General features: G+C 73.4%; 16 protein-coding genes. 11 read left to right on the top strand and 5 right to left on the bottom strand.

Annotated elements, in window-relative coordinates:
• Positions 1-47: 47 nt before the first annotated feature.
• Positions 48-1,061 (bottom strand): 4-hydroxy-2-oxovalerate aldolase, encoded by a 1,014-nt coding sequence (gene dmpG, locus FHX73_RS04385; RefSeq protein WP_145903374.1) that lies wholly within the window; start codon positions 1,059-1,061, stop codon positions 48-50.
• A complete protein-coding gene (locus tag FHX73_RS04380) occupies positions 1,058-1,987 on the bottom strand; it encodes an acetaldehyde dehydrogenase (acetylating) (RefSeq protein ID WP_145903373.1) in 930 nt (309 codons plus the stop codon). The genes dmpG and FHX73_RS04380 overlap by 4 nt, the downstream gene beginning before the upstream one ends.
• Before the next feature lie 60 nt (positions 1,988-2,047).
• On the opposite strand from FHX73_RS04380, the gene FHX73_RS04375 reads away from it, so the two are divergent.
• The 3 genes from FHX73_RS04375 (at position 2,048) to FHX73_RS04365 (ending at position 5,432) form a co-directional block, all read left to right on the top strand.
• A complete protein-coding gene (locus FHX73_RS04375; protein ID WP_145903372.1) occupies positions 2,048-2,344 on the top strand; it encodes a hypothetical protein in 297 nt (98 codons plus the stop codon).
• Positions 2,345-2,705: 361 nt separating this feature from the next.
• Positions 2,706-3,971 (top strand): MFS transporter, encoded by a 1,266-nt coding sequence (locus FHX73_RS04370; protein WP_145903371.1) that lies wholly within the window; start codon positions 2,706-2,708, stop codon positions 3,969-3,971.
• 60 nt (positions 3,972-4,031) lie between these two features.
• Complete coding sequence (locus FHX73_RS04365; RefSeq protein WP_145903370.1) at positions 4,032-5,432, top strand: hypothetical protein; 1,401 nt, start codon at positions 4,032-4,034, stop codon at positions 5,430-5,432.
• A gap of 91 nt (positions 5,433-5,523) precedes the next feature.
• On the opposite strand, the gene FHX73_RS04360 is transcribed toward FHX73_RS04365, so the two are convergent.
• Complete coding sequence (locus FHX73_RS04360) at positions 5,524-6,474, bottom strand: tryptophan 2,3-dioxygenase (RefSeq protein WP_170304837.1); 951 nt, start codon at positions 6,472-6,474, stop codon at positions 5,524-5,526.
• Between the two features lie 729 nt (positions 6,475-7,203).
• Here FHX73_RS04360 and FHX73_RS04355 point away from each other — a divergent pair.
• The 8 genes from FHX73_RS04355 to FHX73_RS04320 are packed head-to-tail and all read left to right on the top strand — an operon-like array spanning position 7,204 to position 14,466.
• Positions 7,204-8,301 (top strand): M20/M25/M40 family metallo-hydrolase, encoded by a 1,098-nt coding sequence (locus FHX73_RS04355; RefSeq protein ID WP_211786139.1) that lies wholly within the window; start codon positions 7,204-7,206, stop codon positions 8,299-8,301.
• Complete coding sequence (gene lysX, locus FHX73_RS04350) at positions 8,298-9,212, top strand: lysine biosynthesis protein LysX (protein WP_246213345.1); 915 nt, start codon at positions 8,298-8,300, stop codon at positions 9,210-9,212. The genes FHX73_RS04355 and lysX overlap by 4 nt, the downstream gene beginning before the upstream one ends.
• A complete protein-coding gene (locus FHX73_RS04345) occupies positions 9,212-10,528 on the top strand; it encodes a DegT/DnrJ/EryC1/StrS family aminotransferase (RefSeq protein WP_145903368.1) in 1,317 nt (438 codons plus the stop codon). The genes lysX and FHX73_RS04345 overlap by 1 nt, the downstream gene beginning before the upstream one ends.
• A complete protein-coding gene (locus tag FHX73_RS04340; protein WP_246213344.1) occupies positions 10,525-11,367 on the top strand; it encodes a transketolase in 843 nt (280 codons plus the stop codon). The genes FHX73_RS04345 and FHX73_RS04340 overlap by 4 nt, the downstream gene beginning before the upstream one ends.
• Entirely contained in the window at positions 11,364-12,380 is a 1,017-nt protein-coding gene (locus FHX73_RS04335) for a transketolase family protein (RefSeq protein WP_145903367.1), read from the top strand. Before FHX73_RS04340 ends, FHX73_RS04335 begins: the two co-directional genes overlap by 4 nt.
• A 1-nt stretch (position 12,381) precedes the next feature.
• Positions 12,382-12,552, top strand: a complete 171-nt coding sequence (locus FHX73_RS04330; protein WP_246213343.1) for a lysine biosynthesis protein LysW — start codon at positions 12,382-12,384, stop codon at positions 12,550-12,552.
• A 13-nt stretch (positions 12,553-12,565) separates the two neighbouring features.
• Positions 12,566-13,591: an N-acetyl-gamma-glutamyl-phosphate reductase gene (gene argC / locus FHX73_RS04325; protein WP_145908047.1), complete on the top strand. Its 1,026-nt coding sequence runs from the start codon at positions 12,566-12,568 to the stop codon at positions 13,589-13,591.
• Positions 13,588-14,466, top strand: coding sequence for a [LysW]-aminoadipate kinase (locus FHX73_RS04320; protein WP_246213342.1), 879 nt, complete (start codon positions 13,588-13,590; stop codon positions 14,464-14,466). The genes argC and FHX73_RS04320 overlap by 4 nt, the downstream gene beginning before the upstream one ends.
• Here the strand turns inward: FHX73_RS04320 and FHX73_RS04315 are convergent.
• Together FHX73_RS04315 and FHX73_RS04310 are read right to left on the bottom strand one after the other, a co-directional pair.
• Positions 14,458-15,543 (bottom strand): acyl-CoA dehydrogenase family protein, encoded by a 1,086-nt coding sequence (locus FHX73_RS04315; RefSeq protein WP_145903366.1) that lies wholly within the window; start codon positions 15,541-15,543, stop codon positions 14,458-14,460. The two genes, FHX73_RS04320 and FHX73_RS04315, sit on opposite strands and share 9 nt — an antisense overlap.
• On the bottom strand, positions 15,540-16,685 hold the full coding sequence (locus FHX73_RS04310; protein ID WP_246213341.1) for an acyl-CoA dehydrogenase family protein: 1,146 nt from the start codon (positions 16,683-16,685) through the stop codon (positions 15,540-15,542). The genes FHX73_RS04315 and FHX73_RS04310 overlap by 4 nt, the downstream gene beginning before the upstream one ends.
• Positions 16,686-16,766: the final 81 nt, after the last annotated feature.

Genomic DNA, 16,766 nt, shown 5'->3' with positions numbered 1-16,766 from the left:
GTTGGTCCCGGGCACGCTCTGCGGTACTGCCACGTCGTCCGTCCTCCTCAGCTGTCGGTGGCGCGGCTGCTCAGCTCCGCCACCACGTCCACGATCAGGTCCTCCTGGCCGGCGATGGCCTGGCGCCGTCCGAGTTCGAAGAAGACGTCGCGCGGGTCCACCCCGGTGCCGGCGCAGAGTTCGACGACCCGGTGCTTGAAACCGGAGAACACTCCGGCCAGCCCGCTGACGATGCTCATCGAGCCGGTCACCGGTGGCGCCGGCATGAGCTCGCGCTCGGCGAGGTCGGCGGCGTCCAGCAGCGCGTACAGGTCGATGCCGGTGGTGTACCCGCTGCGCTCCAGCACCGGTACCAGCACTTCGAGTTGGGTGTTGCCCGCGCCGGCGCCGAAGCCGCGGGCGCAGCCGTCGAGGATCCCGGCGCCGGCGTCCGCCGCGGCCACCGAGTTGGCCACGGCCATCCCGAGGTTGTCGTGCCCGTGGAAGACCACCGGGACGGTGCCGACCGCCTCGACGATCGCGCCGATCCGTGCGCTCACGTCGGCGGGGAGGAAGTGGCCCGCAGAGTCCATGATCCCCACGGCCTGCGCCCCGTACCCGACGGCCCGCGCGGCCTGCTCGGCCAGCACCTCGGGGGAGGCCATGTGACTCATCATCAGCATGCACTGGGCCTCGACGCCCGCGTCCCGCAGGAAGCCCAGGTGGCGCTCGGCCAGCGTCACCTCGGTGGCGTGCACGCCGATCCGGAAGACCTCGGCCCCGTGGCCGATCGCCCGCCGCAGGTCCGCGGAGGTGCCCCAGCCGGGCAGCATGAAGACGCCCAGCCGGCTGTGGCCCAGCGCCTCGCGCACGGTCGAGAGCATCTCGTCGTCGCTCACCGCGGCCTGCCCGACCTGCAGCGAGGAGGCGCCCAGGCCGTTGCCGTGGCCGACCTCCACCACCGGGATCCGGGCGGCGTCCGCCGCCTGCGCGTAGCGGCGCAGCGCGGTGAGCCCGAGCCCGTGCCGGACCGCGTGCTGGCCGTCGCGCAGCGTCGGGTCGTGGATCACCAGCCGCTTCATGAGATCACCCCCGTGCGGGACGCCCGGTCCGGCCGGGTCGCGTACTGCTCGGCGACCATGACGGCGGCGGAGTTGATGATGTCGAGGTTGCCGGCGTACGGCGGCAGCACGTCGCTGTGCGCCAGCACCTGGAGGGTGATCGTCACCAGGTCGCCGGCCGCCGTGCAGGCGACGACCTGGTAGCCGGGGGCGAACGACCGCACCCGCTCGGCCACCCGCTCGGCCACCGCGCGCACCGCCACCGGGTCGGCGCCGGCCAGTCGGGCGTGGACGGCCGTGCGGAAGGTGGCCGGCGGCACCGCCGGACTGATGTTGAGGATCGCCTTGACGTCGGTCACGCCGGAGAACGCCGTCACGGCCTGGCCGGTGGTCGCCACGTACTCGTCGAGGTTCATCCGGGTCGCGCGGCCCGCGACCTCGCTGGCCACGGTCGAGACGACCTCGAAGTAGGTCACCGGGAACTCGGCGGCGAGCGCGTGCACGATCGGGACGGCCGCCTGGCCGCCGCAGCTGATCAGGTTGACGTTGCGTCCGGTGGCCGGCGACACGCCGGTCACGGTGGGCGCCACCATCTGCCCGACCTTGCTGGGTGTCAGGTCGATCACCAGCGTCCCGAGCGGCTCCAGCAGCGGCCAGTGCTCCCGGTGGGAGGCGGCGCTGGTGGCGTCGAAGACGACGTCGAACGGGCGCGGGGCCGCCAGCACGGCCTCGATGCCGCCGGCCGTGGTGGCGAGGCCGAGGCCCTCGGCGTACCGCAGGCCGGCCGACTGCGGATTGCGTCCGGCCACCAGCCGGCACTCCAGGGCCGGCGACCGGTCGATCTTGCTCACCAGGTCCCGGCCGATCGCCCCCGTCCCGATGACGGCGACCGTCACGGGTTCGGCGACCTCGGGACGGGCGCCGCGCAGACCCGCCGCGGGACTCAAGGTCTGCCTCCGGGGGACCCGGGGCGGCAGGTCCGCCGACGGCCTAAGGGGCAACGGCGAGTGGTGGTGGTGTTCCTCACCGCATCCGGTTCGCAGGTTCCCATGAACGTTGCCCTCATCCTTCGATGCGCGCGGCTGCTTGTGGCGGCCCTGATTGCAGACACTCAGGTGATGTGTGGGGATGTCCTCGGTGCCGGACGGTGCGTCGACGCGTTTCGCGAGGAAGAGGAGGTCGACGAGCGGTCGCGTGCGGAGGACGCGGAAACTCAAGAATTCGCGGACGTTCGTCGTCGCGCCGAGTCGATCACGCGCAAGCACGAACTGCGTGTCAATACACAGTGTGTGAAAGGCCGTTGAGCGGCATGCCCTCCCCATCATGCACATCGGCCGCGTCGATTCAGCGCCCAGCGGCGGCGAACATATCAGAAGACTGCGGGGCACGACCCCCCTCCAGTCAGACGGAATTCGATCTTCTCCGGAGGCGTTCGGCCAGCTCGGCCGGTGGGGCCGATCTTTCCCTCGACGCCGCCGTGGACGCCGACTATTGTCGGCAACCGCGTGCTCCTGACCGGACGGGCCTCGGTCGATGACGACGGACCGGTGCACGGACCGGTGTACGGACCGATACGGACCGATACGGACTGATGGGGCGTCAACAACGCTGCGGCACCTCGGAGGGGAAACCAATGGACTGTCGGCTGCACCGCCGCACGGCGTCATGAGCGCATTGACGACGGAGCGGGCCGGCACCCAACGGCTGCGCCTGGGCCGTGACTTCTCCAAGCTGTGGTGGTCCGCCGCCGTCTCCTCGCTCGGTGACGGGGCCACCATCGCCGCGAGCCCGCTGCTGGCCTCCCGGTTGACCAGCGACCCGCTGCTGATCGGCGCGGCCTCGGTCGCCTTCACCGCGCCGTTCGTGCTGTTCGGCATACCGGCCGGGCTGGTGGGCGACCGCGTCGACATCCGCAAGATGATGGTGCGGGTCGACGTCACCCGGGCCCTCGTGCTCGCGACGCTCACCGCCGGGATCCTCGGCGGCTGGGGCGGGCTGCCGCTGCTCTACGGGTGCATGTTCCTGCTCGGCACCGGCGAGGTGCTCAGCCGCAACGCCGCCCAGGTGCTGGTGCCGTTCATCACCCCGCAGGACGGGCTGTCCGTCGCCAACGCCCGCATCATGGGCGTGCAGGAGGCGGGCACCGGGTTCATCGGCCCGCTGCTCGGCGCGCTGATCTTCGGCGTGGCCGTGGCCCTGCCCTTCGGCGTGGACGGGGCCAGCTTCCTGTGCTCCGCCGCCCTGATCAGCCGGATCCGCCGCACCCGGCCGATCGAGCGCGGACCGGCCGGCGCGAGCGTGCTGTCGGAGATGATGGCCGGCGCCAAGTGGCTGTTCTCGCACCGCCTGATGCGCAGCCTCGCCCTGGTGTCCTGCGTCATCAACCTGGCCGGGAACGCGATGCTCGCCGTGCTCGTGGTGTACAGCGGGAAGGTGCTCCACCTGGGCGCCTTCGGGTACGGCGTGCTGCTCGCCTGCCAGGCCCTGGGCGCCGTCCTGGCCGCCCGGTTCGCCCCCGCGCTGAGCCAACGCCTGGGCCGGGAAGGCGCGTTGGTCGCCACCGCGGTGCTGATCACGGTGAGCGAGACGGTGCTGGCCGCCGTGCCCTCGGCGTACGCGGCCGGCGCGGCCCTGATGATCTTCGCCTGCGGGACGGTGACCTGGAACGTCGTCGTGGTCGTGCTGCGGCAGACCCTGGTGCCGCAGCACCTGCTCGGGCGGGCGAACAGCGTGTACCGGCTGGTCGCCTGGGGCGGACTGCCCGTCGGTGCGGCGGTCGGCGGCCTGGTCGCCGCCGCGGTCGGCACCCGCGCCGTGTTCGGCGCCGGCGCGGTCGTCATGGCGGTCGTCGCGGTGGCGCTGCTGGTCGGCGCCCGGCACCGCTGGATCACCCGGGCCGAGCAGAGCGCCTCGCTCGCGCAGCCGAACTGAGCCGGGGCCGGCCGGAGACCGGCCCGAGCCGAACCACCTACTAGCGAATCCGGACCTGCCATGACGACCACGAGCCCGCCCGAGCCGCCCAGATCGCGCCTGGGCCACGCGTACGGGGAGCAGCTCGCGCAGCACCCGCTGACCGGCAGTCAGCACCCCGCGGCCGCCGCCCGGGACTCGGCCACCCTCACCCTGGCGTACCAGGACCGGTTCCTGAACGGCCCCGCCTTCCTCGGCGAGGGCGAGCGCCGCACCGTCGTCGCGGACCTCCAGACCGTCTACCGGCTGCTGCGCTCGCTGCCGGAGCGGGTGTTCGGCGGCAGCACCACCGCGCTGGCGGCGGCCGTCGGCCTGGACCCCGGGCAGTCGGCGCTGATCACCCGCAGCGCCCGGACCGGGACGCTGCTCCCGCTGGGGCGGGCCGACCTCTACCACGACGGCGCCGGGTTCAAGCTCCTGGAGTTCAACCTCACCAGCGCGCTCGGCGGCTTCGAGAACGCCGACATCAACCGCGCGATGCTGGCCTACCCGCCGCTCGCGGAGTTCGTGCACCGGCACGGGCTCCGCTACCAGGACACGCTGGGCCACATGGTGCGGACCATGCGCGCCGAGTGCGCCGCCCACGTTCCCGCCGACCGGCCGCCCGTGGTCGCCGTGGTCGACACGGTGGACAACTTCGCCGTCGTCGGACCCCGACTGCGGGTGTTCGCCGCGAAGTTGGCCGACCACGGGGCCGAGGGGATCGCCTGCGACCTCGGCGAGCTCAGCTACCCGAACGGCCGCCCGACGGTCGGCGGCCGGGCCGTCGACGTGGTCTTCCGGTACTTCCTGCCCGAGGACCTCACCGACCCCGTGGCGACCGCCCAGCTGGAGCCGCTGCTGCTCGCCGTCGAGCGGGGCCGGGTGGGCCTGTTCAGCCGGCTGGACGCCGAACTGTACGGCAACAAGGGCACCCTGGCGATCCTCTCCGACGAGCGGCACCGCGACCTGTTCGACGCCGCCGAACTGGCCTGCGTCGACCGGCTGCTGCCGTGGACGCGGTACGTGCGCCCGCGGCTCACCGCCCCCGACGGCGCCCGGGTCGACACGCTGGCCCACGCCCTGGCCCACCGGCACGAGTTGATCCTGAAACCGACCCTGCTGCACGGCGGCCACGGCATCACCGCCGGCTGGGAGAGCGACCCGGCGGCGTGGGAGCGCGAGGTCGCCGCGGCCATGGACGGCCCGTTCGTGCTCCAGCACCGGGTGCGGCCCGCCGCCGAGCCGTTCCCCGACGGCGCCGGCGGGCTCCAGGAGCTCTTCCTCAACTGGGGCCTGTACGTGGGCGCGCGCGGTGCCGGGGACGACGGGGACGACGGGTACGCCGGGGGCTTCGTCCGGGCCAGCGCCGATCCGGCGGTGGGGGTGGTCAGCGTCGGCAGCGGCGCCGCGGTGGGCTGCGTCTTCCACGGCGGCGACTGAGCGGGCGGGACGGGGCGGGGCAAGACGGGGCGGGCAGGACGGCTCGGTGTCCGTCCTGCCCGCGCACGCGGTACGGGTCAGGCAGTGCGAGTCAGGCGCTGCCGTGCAGGAAGGGGAACAGCGGGATCACGGACCGCGTCGCGAGGTAGTCGGCCCCGGTGGTTCCGCCGGTTCCGGCCACGCTTCCGATGATCTTCAAGGTGATGCCCCAGTGGGTGCGCTTGGCCGTGGTCCAGCTCGTGTCCATGGCCTTCAACACCGTTACCAGGTCGTGCAGTTGAGCGTCGTCGAGGCGAGGCGAGCGCCGCTCGAAGGCCTCCTGCACCGTCGAGGTGCTCAACTGCTCCACGCGCCGGTGGGCGAGCGACTGGATCGCGCTGCGGCCGTCGGTGTTGTTCCGGATCACCGAGAACGCCTCCGGCGGCATCGTGGTCAGTACCCGGTAGAGCATGCGGGTCGCCTGCATGCGGCCGGTGGCCTTGGCCAGCACCGCGCACGCGGCCTCCACCTCGCCCCGGTCCAGCAGTTCCGCCGCGTCCGCCAGGCCGTTCCCGACATGGGTGTACAGGATCTCGAACACCTGGATCATCCGGATGAACATCAGCTCGTCGTGCATCCGGGTGACGGGGAGCAGGGTGAGGTCGACCAGCCGCCGGGTTCCGGCGGTGGTGGTGTCGGCGACCGCGGCGGCGACGGCGGACGCCCGCTCGGCGAGCGCGCCGTCGTCGAGGCGGCCGGCCAGCGGGCCGGCCAACTCGGCGGCGGTGAGCAGCTCGTGGCCCGGCGCCCGGTCCGGTGCCAGCTCGGCCAGGCCGGCCAGCGCCTGCAACGCCGCCCGAGTGCGGGCGCGTTGGCGGTCGTTGCCGGGCGCCGAGCCGAGTGCCCGGGCTTCCAGGGACACCAGGTCGGCGATCAGGGCGATGACCACCTCGTCGTCGATCGCGTCGTCGCCGCGCCGCTCGCCGGTCCGGCCCGCGTGCCGTTCGTAGAGCTCGCCGCCGAGGTAGGAGGCGTAGTCGCCGTCCTCCTGATCGACCGTCATCCGCAGCCATGCCGAGAGCTCGGGATCGCGCTCCGCGGCCAGCGTTTCCCGCAGGGCCGCCAGTAGCGACGGATCTGCGGCCAATCGACCCGTATGCCGGAAGTGCGCGAGCAGTTCGGCAAAAGGGAATGTCCCGAAAGGCGCGGATGGAGCGGATGCCGGAAACGTCTTGACATAACCGCGCCATGTGTCGAGACTGCGGACCGCGCGTTCGAGAATTGCGGATTCTGTTCGCTCGTCGACGGTATGAAGGTTCAGGCCGCCGACTCCGCGGCGGGTGTCAAGGGCGACTGACCCCTGCCTGTTTGCCGCTAACTGGTCCATTTGTCCCCCAACTTTCGCTTGGACGCCGCGCGAAGAAGCCGCTCTCCCCAGAAGTCCCCAGAGTGCCAGCCGAGTTGATCCTAACCTCGGCCGCCCGTCGTTTGTCGAACGCAAATGGCTTCGTATCACTGGTAGTTACGGCGCCGTTGCGCAGATCGGAGCGGGTTCGGGGTAGGGTGCGGCCATCGTGCCGAACTGTCGTGAGAAGGCCCACTATTTTCCGTTGCTCACGAAGTTCCTGGTCAACGTCGTGGAACCGAGCCGTGCAGACGATCATGCCTTGACCGAATCGGTGGTCCGCCTCTAGCGTCACGGCAGGGACGGATGCCTGGCGCGGATGACAGCGGACGGCGACGGACGACACGGGGGAAGTAAGCAATGACGATTCCGGCTGGGGGCTGAGTCGTGGGCGGATACGACGAGGTCGGGCTGCTCCGGCGGATGGTGGAGATCCCGTCGACCACCGGCAACGAGGACCGGTTGGTCAATCAATTGGTCGATGAGATGAGCCGGTTGGGCTTCCGGGCCCGCGTCGACGGCGTCGGGAACGCGATCGGCGAGCTGGGGAACCCCGGTGCGCCGCTCATCCTGCTGCTCGGCCATCTGGACACCGTGCCCGGCGACTTGCCGGTGTACGAGCGCGACGGCAAGCTGTACGGCCGCGGGACGGTCGACGCCAAGGGCCCGCTCGCCACCATGGTGTGGGCGGCGCTGCGCGCGTCGGCGCTCTGCGACGCCCACCTCATGGTGGTGGGGGCCGTCGGCGAGGAGGGCAACTCGCCCGGCGCCCAGCACCTGCGCGGCGAGGTGCGGCCGGACGCCGTGGTGATCGGCGAGCCCAGCGGACTGGGCAACGTGGTGCTCGGCTACAAGGGCATCGTGCGTTTCACCGTCGACGTCTCCCGCCCGGGTGCGCACACCAGCTCGCCGGCGCCCAAGGCGGTGGAGGTCGCGGTGGAGCACTGGCAGGCGGTGCGCCGCCGGCTCGACCCGGACGACGCCGGACAGCCCGCCTTCGACCGGGCGATCCCGGCCCTGGTCGCCCTGGGCGGCGATCTGCTGAACGCCCGGCTGGAGGTCTCCTGCCGGATCCCGATCGGCTTCGACCGGGACGAATTCCTGGGCTGGCTGCGCGAGTTGGTGGCGCCGGACCGGCTGACCGTGATCGAGAGCCTGCCGGCCGTCCGGTCGCGCGGCACCGACCCGGTGGTGGCCGCCTTACGCGCGGGGATCCGGCGGCACGTCGGGGCGCCCACCGCCAAGGTGAAGCTCGGCACCTCCGACATGAACGTGGTCGGACCGGAGTGGAACGTGCCGATCGCGGCCTACGGCCCGGGGGACTCCCGGCTGGACCACACCGACGAGGAGCACGTGGAACTGGCCGACTACCTGACCGCGATCGACGTGCTGACCACGGCGGTCGAGGAGTTGGCCGAATCCCTGGCCGCCGCACGCCGACCGCTGCCGGCCGGTGCCGGCCGCGACCGGGAGGCGTTGCGGTGAACGCCCCCGAGCATGCTTCCGAGCACGACGCCGAGCACGCCCCCGAGCACGACGCCGAGCTGCCGCCGCGGCTGGCCTTCGTCGCCTCGCGCATCGCGTTCGAGGAGAAGCGCATCCTCGACGAGCTCGACCGCCGCCGGGTCTCGTACCAGGTGCTCGACCCGCGGACCGCGGTCTTCCGGCTGGACCGGCCGACCGTGCCCTGGTCGGTCGCGGTGGCCCGCGAGGTGTCGCACCACCGGAACCTGAACACGGCGCGGCTCCTCGAACACGCGGGCGTGACGGTGGTCAACAGCGCCGCGGCGATCGCCCTGTGCGGCGACAAGCTCCTCACCACGCTCGCCCTCCAGGCCGCGGGCCTGCCCGTGCCGCGCTGCCTGGTCACGCTCACCCCGCAGGCCGCGCTGGACGCCCTCGACGACTTCGGGTACCCGGCGGTGGTCAAGCCGCTGACCGGCTCCTGGGGCCGACAGGTGGCCAGGCTCGCCGACCGGGACGCCGCCGAGGCGGTGCTCGAACTGCGCGAGGCGCTGCCCGATCCGCAGCAGCGCATCACCTACCTGCAGGAGTACGTCGACAAGCCCGGACGGGACATCCGGGGGCTGGTGTTCGGCACCGAGGTGGTCGGCGCGGTGTACCGCACCTCCGCGTCGTGGCGCACCAACACCGCCCGCGACGCCCGCACCGAACCGTGCCCGGTCGGCCCGGAGCTGGAGAAGCTGCTGGCCGCCACCGCCGCCGCGATCGGCCCCGGCGTCTACGGGATCGACGTCCTGGAGGACGGCGAGGGACGACTCCTCGTCAACGAGGTCAATCACACACCCCAGTTCCGTGGCGCCGCCGAGGTCCTCGACATCGACCTGGCCGGCTGTTACGTGGACTACCTGGTCGAGCAACTGGTGAGGAACTGATGGCCGACTCACGGCTGGCAATGTTCGGCGGGACCCGCACCGTGGACGCCGACGCGGGAGCCTCCGAGAGCACCGCGTGGCCGATCGTCACGGACGCCGAGCGCGAGGCGGTGCTCGGGGTCCTCGACAGCGGGCGCCTGACCTCGGTGGAGCACGGCGAGGTGCAACTCCTGGAGCAGGAGTGGGCGCAGTACGTCGGGGTCCGGCACTGCGCGGCGCTCTCCTCCGGCACCGCCGCGATCGAGCTGGCACTGGTGGCGACCGGGATCGAACCGGGTGCCGAGGTCCTGGTGCCGGCCTTCTCCTTCATCGCCACCGCGTCCGCGCCGGTGCTGCGCGGCTGCGTGCCGGTGTACGTGGACATCGACCCGGTCACCTACACCATCGACCCGGTCGCGGCGGCCGCCGCGATCACCCCGCGCACCCAGGCGATCCTCGCCGTCCACCTGCACGGCCTGCCCTGCGACATGGACGCGCTGCGGGCCCTGGCCGACCGGCACGGCCTGGTGCTGATCGAGGACGCGGCACAGGCGCACGGCGCGACCTACCACGGCCGGCAGGCGGGCGCGCTGGGCGACGTCGCGGCGTTCAGCCTGAACGCCTCGAAGAACCTGCCCACCAGCGGCGAGGGCGGGCTGATCACCACCGACGACCCGGAGATCCTCCAACGCGTGCTGCTGCACCGGCAGTTCGGCGAGGAGCTGACCGGCCGCGGCGAACGGGCCTACCTCTCCACGGTGGTGGCCGGCAACGCCAAGCTCAGCACCATCCAGGCCGCCTTCACCCGCTGCCAACTCGCCCGGCTGGCCGAGCGGCACGAGCAGCGGGACCGCAACGTGCGCCGGTTCCTGGACCGGCTGGCGGCACTCGACGGGATCGTCACGCCGCACTGCCCGCCGGACCGCACCCACGCCTGGTTCCAACTGCGGCTGCGCTTCGACAACCAGCGCTCGGGTTGCCCGGACGTCAGCCCCGGCGCGCTGCGCACGATCCTGCAGCGCGCGCTGCGCGCCGAGGGCGTGCCGGTGCGGCCGTACCAGTCGCTGCCGCTGCCGGCCCAGCCGGCGCTGCGCGCGGTCCGGCCCGCGGACCAGCCCTACCGCCCGCAGGACCACCCGACCACGCTGGCCGTGATCGAGGACTCGCTGACCATCCAGCGCTGGCACCTCAACCCGGCGGCCGGGCCGCTGCTGGACCGTTGCGCGGACGCCTTCGAGAAGGTGTGGGAGCAGCGGGAGCTGCTGCTGCCCGCCGCCCGGTCGATGACCTACCGGCCGCTGTGGCAGCAGCTCGACCGGACGGCGGCGCAAGCGTGACGGAACAGCCGGTCAGCACCGCCGAGTTGGCGGACCGGGCGCACCGGGCCCGGGAGAACGTGCTGGCGATGGGCGCGACCGAGCACGGCACCCACGTCGGCGGCAGCCTGTCGGCCGTCGACATCCTCACCGTGCTGTACGGCTCGGTGCTGCGCTACCGGCCGGAGGAGCCTACCTGGGCCGACCGGGACTGGTTCGTGCTCAGCAAGGGCCACGCCAGCGCCGCGCTGTACGCGGTGCTGGCCGAGCACGGCTACTTCCCGCCCGAGGAGTGCGCCAGCTACGGGCAGCGGCGCAGCCGGCTGGCCGGGCACCCGCTGCGCCGGCTGCCCGGGGTGGAGTTCCCGACCGGCTCGCTCGGCCACGGGCTGTCGCTGGCCTGCGGGGTCGCGCTGGCGATGGCCCGCACCGGCCGCGACAACCGGGTGTTCGCGCTGCTCGGCGACGGCGAACTCCAGGAGGGCTCCAACTGGGAGGCGATCATGTCGGCCGCCCACTTCGGCCTCGGCAACCTGACCGCCGTGATCGACCGCAACGGCTGGCAGATCACCGGCCGCACCGAGGACGCCATGGCGCTGGAACCGCTCGCCGACCGCTGGCGCAGCTTCGGCTGGTCGGTGGTCGACGTCGACGGGCACGACCTGGAGGCGCTGCGGGCGGTGTTCGGCGCGCTGCCGGCCGCACCGGACCGTCCCACCGTGGTGATCGCCAGGACCCTGAAGGGGCGTGGTGTGCCGATCTTCGAGGACAACCGGAAGAGCCACTACGTCCGGCTCACGCCGCGGCTCCACGAGCGGGCGGTGGCGGGACTGAACGCACGACGGAGGAACCGGACATGACCACGGCCGAAGAGCGGCCCGCGCCGGTCGAGGACTCCTGGGCGGCGCTCTACCAGGGCGCGGCCCGGGACACCTACCGGCGCACGCTGCTGGAGCTGGCCCGCACCGACGAGCGGATCCACTGCGTCGACTCCGACATGGGCGGGTTCGAGGACGGCTTCGCGGCCGAACTGCCGGGCCAGTACGTGAACGTCGGGATCGCCGAGGCGAACCTGTTCGGCCTGTCCGCCGGGCTCGCCGCCGCCGGGCTGATCCCGTTCGCCAACACGATGAGCGCGTTCGCCACCACCCGGGCGGCCGAGCAGCTGAAGCTGGACGTTGCGGGCAGCAGCCTGCCGGTCCGCATCGTGGCGACCCACGGCGGCCTGTCCGCCGGCCACTACGGGCCCTCGCACCACGCCCTGCAGGACCTGGCGATCCTGCGGACCATGCCGCAGCTGACCGTGCTGGTGCCCGCCGACGCCGGTGAGACCGCGCTGGCGGTCCGGGCCGCCGCCTACCACCCCGGCCCGGTGTTCATCCGGCTCGGCCGCAACCCGACGCCGCAGGTCCACCCCGAGCCGTACGCCTTCACCATCGGCGAGGCGGTGCGGCTGGTGGACGGCGACGACGTGGCGCTGCTCGCGACCGGACCGCTGCCGGTGCACTACGCGCTCACCGCGGCGCGGTTGCTGGCGGAGCGCGGGATCTCGGCCCGGGTGCTGAACATGCACACCATCAAGCCCCTGGACCGGGCGGCCGTGCTCGCCGCGGCCCAGGAGACGGCCGGCCTGGTCACCGTCGAGGACCACCTCGTGGTGGGCGGGCTCGGCGGTGCGGTGAGTGAACTCGTCACCTCCGAACACCCTTGCCGGGTGCGGCGGGTGGGGATCGAGGACCGCTACCTCGACAGTGTCGGTGACGAGCGCGACCTGCTGGAGGACGGCGGAGTGACCGTGGACCGGATCGTGACCGAGGCGCTGACCCTGCTGGGCGCCGCCCGGTCGGACAGCCCTGATCAGAGGAGGAAATGACATGACCACAGTGATGTGCCCGAGCTGCGAGAGCGACGTCGAGCTCACTGCCGCGCCGCGGCAGAACGAGATCATCGAGTGCGCCGACTGCCGCAGCGAGCTTGAGGTCCTCAGCGTCGACCCGGTGCTGCTGGCCCTCGCGCCGGAGGCCGAGGAGGACTGGGGTGAGTGACACCCGGGAGCGGGTGGTCCGGGCCGGGATCGTCGGCGCGAACGGCTACATCGGCGGGGAGCTGTGCCGGATCCTGCTCGGCCACCCCCACGTCGAGCTGGTCGCGCCGGTCTCCCGCAGCCTGGCCGGCAAGCGGGTGGACGGCGTGCACCCGAACCTGCGCGGCCTGACCGACCTCACCTTCACGGCCCCCGACGACGCGCCCGACTGCGACGTGCTGTTCCTGGCCACGCCGCACCGCGAGACCATGGCGATGGTGTCGCGGTGGGCGGGTCGGGCCGGTGTGCTGATCGACCTCAGCGCCGACTTCCGGTTGCGCGACCCGGCGGTGTACCGGCGGTACTACGGTGCCGAGCACACCGCCCCGGAGCTGCTGGCGGAGTTCGTCACCGGGCTGCCCGAGCGGCACCGCAAGGAGCTCGTCGGCGCCGACCGGATCAGCGTCCCCGGCTGCATGGCGACCGCCGCCATCCTGGCGCTGTACCCCTTGGCGGCCGCCGGGCTGATCGCCGGCCGGGTGAGCGTCGACGGCCGGATCGGGTCCAGCGGTTCCGGCTCCGGCGCAGGGCCGATGAACCTGCACGCCGAACGCAGCGGCGCGATGCGGGTGTTCGCGCCGCTGGGCCACCGGCACGAGGCGGAGGTGGCCCAGGCGACCGGCCTGGACGTGACCATGGGCGCGACCGGCGTGGAGGCCGTGCGCGGTGCCCAGGTGGTGTGCCGGGCCCCGCTCGCCACCGAGGTCCGCGAACCGGAGCTGCGGCGGGTCTACCGCGAGTGCTACGGCGACGAGCCGTTCGTGCGGATCGTCGCCCAGCGGCGCGGGCTGTACCGGCTGCCCGAGCCGAAGATCCTCAGCGGCTCCAACTTCTGCGACGTGGGCTTCGCCCTCGACGCGGAACGCGGCGAGGTGGTCGCGGTGGGCGCGCTCGACAACCTGGTGAAGGGCGCCGCCGGCAACGCCGTGCAGTGCCTCAACATCAGGCAGGGCTGGCCGGAGCGGCTGGGGATCGAGTTCCCCGGCCTGCACCCGCTGTGAGCGCGCCGGCGCCCGCCGGCGGCGCGGAGACCGTCGTGGTCAAGTGCGGTGGCAGCGGGGCCCTGGACGTGCAGCGGCTCTGCGAGCACGTGGCCGAACTCACCGCCGCCGGGCGCCGGTTGGTGCTGGTGCACGGCGGATCCGCCGAGATGGCCCGGCTCGCCGGACAGCTCGGTCTGACGCTGCGTCAGCTCACCGCGCCCGACGGCGTGGTGACCCGCTACACCGACGCCGCCACGCTGGACGTGCTGACCATGGCGCTGGCCGGCCGGGTCAAACCCGCCCTGCTCACCGCCCTGGACCGGCACGGCGTGGCCGCCGTGGGACTGACCGGCCTCGACGCGGGCCTGCTGCGGGCCCGCCGCAAGAAGGCCGTGCGGGCCGTCGTGGACGGGCGTCCCACCGTGGTCAGGGACGACCGCAGCGGCCGGATCGTCGAGGTGAACGCCGCGCTGCTGCACGGGCTGCTCGCCGCCGGTGTGGTGCCGGTGGTGTCGCCGCCGGCCCTGGCCGAGGACGGCGAGCCGGTCAACACCAACGCGGACCGCGCCGCGGCGGCCGTCGCGGTGGCCCTGCGGGCGAGCCGGCTGCTCTTCCTCACGGGTGCGCCCGGCGTGCTCACCGACCCCGCCGACCCGGCCAGCGTGCTGGACACCCACCGGCTGCCGCCGGCCGGCGAACCGGCACCGCCCTGGGTGGGCGGCGGCATGACCATCAAACTGGTCGCGGCCAGGGAGGCGCTGGTCGGCGGGGTGGAGCAGGTGTGGATCGCCGACGGCGGGGCGGCCCGTCCGCTGGCGGCGGCCTGCGGCGACGGCCCGGGCACCAGGATCGTGCTGCCCGAGCCGGCGCCGGTCGGCCGGACGTCACCGTAGTCGCAGGGCCCCGGCCTCCCGCCAGAGCGCGGCCGGGGCGCCCCACCGGGTCGCCTCCACCGCGGCGGCCCGGTAGTGCCGTTGGACGGCTGAGCTGGTGGCGATCCCGGCCGCGCCGTGCACGTGCACCGCGTGCGCGGTGACCTGGAGCGCCAGTTCGGCGGTGCAGGCGAGCGACTGGGTGGCGCCGAGCGCCGCCGAGCCGCTGCTGTCGCCACCGCCGTCGCCACCGCTGTCGCTGTGCCAGCCGGCCTCGTGCACCAGCAGGCGGGCCGCCTCCAGTCGGGCGAACTGCTCGGCCAGCGGGAAGGCGACGGCCTGGTTGTCGCCGATGCTGCGGTCGAACTGACGGCGCGTCACCGCCCGGGCGACCGCGAGCCGGTGGGCGCCCGCCGCCAGGCCGAGCAGGTACGCCGCCTGGCGGATCCGGGCCCGCACCAGCAGCGGCGAGGGCAGGCCGTCGGCGTCGTGCAGCGGCGTGGACAGTGCGTGCGCGGTGACACCCGCCAGCCTCAGCCGCCGGACGCCGTCGCGGCCGGTGGGCGCGCAGCCCAGGCCGGGGGAGTCGACGGCCACGACGGCGAGGGCGGTGCCGCCGCCGTGGCGGACCGGGACGAGGTGGAAGGCGGCCTCGGGCGGCGGATCCGGCAGGGCGCAGTCGCCGTGCAGGCGCCAGCCGCCGGTGCCGGGGGTCGCGACCACGCCGGTGCCGGCGGCCAGGCCCGCGGTGAGCTTGCCGGTGGCCAGCAGCGGCAGCAACTCGTCCAGGTCACGGGGCTGGTGCTGCGCACCGTCGGCCCGCGGTGCCCGGAGCAGGTCGGCGAAGAGTGCGCCGGCCCGGTAGGGGTCGGCCGCCGCCCACTGCCCCAACTCCTCGCAGACCGGCGCCGCGTGGTCCAGGCCGAAGGCCAGTCCGCCGGCGTCGTCCGGCAGTTCCAGGGCGAACAGGTCCAACTCGGCCAGGCAGGAGTGCACCTCGGCCGGGTCGAGTCGTCCGTCGGCTGCCGCCACCCGGCCGAGTCCGGCCCGCAGGGCCAGCAGCAGGTCGCGCTGTACGTCGTCGAGTTCGAGTCTCATGTGGTTCCACCGGCGAGCAGGAAGCTGGAGATGGTCTGGAGCATCATTTCGGAGGTGCCACCGGAGAGGGTCAGCCCCGGGGCCTCCCGGTAGGCGCTGTCCAGCAGCGCGGCCAACTCCGGTGGGGCGTCGAAGTCGTGGGCGGCGGTGGCCCAGCGGGCGACGGCGGCCGCCTGCTCGCTCGCGTACCACTTGGCCGTGGAGGTGCCCAGTTCGTCCAGCCGCCCGGCCTCGGCCGAGCCGACGCAGCGCCAGGCCAGCAGGCGGGCCGCGCTGGTGGCGGCGCCGTGCCGGCCGATGTCGGCCAGCTGGTCCGCGGTCGGCCCGGGCGCGGCGGCGCGGTCGTGGCCGTCGGAGCCGGCGAGGCCCTCGGGGGCGTCGAAGCCCCCGCAACCCGCCCGGTACCAGCGCTCGGCGCGCAACGCGAAGTCCAGGCCGGTGCGTTCGAGCGGCAGCGCCTCGGCGAGCACCGCCCACCCCTGGCCCAGCCCGCCGACGACATCGGCCCCGGTGACCCGCACGCCGTCCAGGGCGACCCGGTAGAACTGCTCGTCGGACATGGTGTCCAGGCGCTCGGCCAGCACTTCGGGCGCGCGCATGTCGACCAGGAACAGGGTGAGCCCCTCGTAGCGCGAACCCTCGGTCGAGGTGCGCGCCGCGCACAGCCCGTAGTCGGTGATGCCGCTCTTGAGGTTGAACATCTTGACGCCGTCGATCCGGTGGCCGCCGTCGACCGGGACGGCGCGGGTGGTCAGCGCGCTCAGGTCGGAGCCGACCCCGGGCTCGGTGTAGAGCACGCTCGCGAAGCACCGGCCGGCCGCCAGGCGCGGCAGGATCCGCTGCTTCTGCTCCTCGGTGCCGGCGAGCAGCAGCAGGTTGCCGACGGTCTGGACGCCGTTGACGAACAGCGTGTCGGGGACCCCGGCCCGCATCATCTCCTCGACGGCGATGGCCGCGTGGACGGCGGTGCGGCCCTGCCCGCCGTACCGGCGGGGCCAGTCCACCCCGAGCAGCCCGTGCTCGCCGAGCAGCCGGTACACCCCCCGTTCGTCGGGCTCCCGTTCCGCGCTGCCCAGCAATGCGGCCAGGGCCGCGCCGAGGTCCGGAGAACGGAGTTCCTCCTTGACCCGTTCACGGAACATCAATTCATCGTTGGTATGGGAAAAGTCCATATGTCCCCCCGTATGCGGACCTTCTGTGCCGCGTCGCCGGTGGTGCGTGGG

The organism is Kitasatospora viridis, assembly GCF_007829815.1.
Taxonomy (GTDB): Bacteria; Actinomycetota; Actinomycetes; order Streptomycetales; family Streptomycetaceae; genus Kitasatospora; species Kitasatospora viridis.
Note: the sequence above shows the minus strand (reverse complement) of the source record. Positions and strands in the feature narration are given on the sequence as shown.

What these genes read in the sequence shown, in the direction of transcription:
- FHX73_RS04335 (WP_145903367.1), top strand. Translation starts at nt 11,364, where the DNA reads ATGACCACGGCCGAAGAGCGGCCCGCGCCGGTCGAGGACTCCTGGGCG.
- FHX73_RS04315 (WP_145903366.1), bottom strand. Translation starts at nt 15,543, where the DNA reads ATGAGACTCGAACTCGACGACGTACAGCGCGACCTGCTGCTGGCCCTG.
- dmpG (WP_145903374.1), bottom strand. Translation starts at nt 1,061, where the DNA reads ATGAAGCGGCTGGTGATCCACGACCCGACGCTGCGCGACGGCCAGCAC.
- FHX73_RS04370 (WP_145903371.1), top strand. Translation starts at nt 2,706, where the DNA reads ATGAGCGCATTGACGACGGAGCGGGCCGGCACCCAACGGCTGCGCCTG.
- FHX73_RS04345 (WP_145903368.1), top strand. Translation starts at nt 9,212, where the DNA reads ATGGCCGACTCACGGCTGGCAATGTTCGGCGGGACCCGCACCGTGGAC.
- FHX73_RS04310 (WP_246213341.1), bottom strand. Translation starts at nt 16,685, where the DNA reads ATGTTCCGTGAACGGGTCAAGGAGGAACTCCGTTCTCCGGACCTCGGC.
- FHX73_RS04330 (WP_246213343.1), top strand. Translation starts at nt 12,382, where the DNA reads ATGACCACAGTGATGTGCCCGAGCTGCGAGAGCGACGTCGAGCTCACT.
- FHX73_RS04365 (WP_145903370.1), top strand. Translation starts at nt 4,032, where the DNA reads ATGACGACCACGAGCCCGCCCGAGCCGCCCAGATCGCGCCTGGGCCAC.
- FHX73_RS04360 (WP_170304837.1), bottom strand. Translation starts at nt 6,474, where the DNA reads ATGACGGTCGATCAGGAGGACGGCGACTACGCCTCCTACCTCGGCGGC.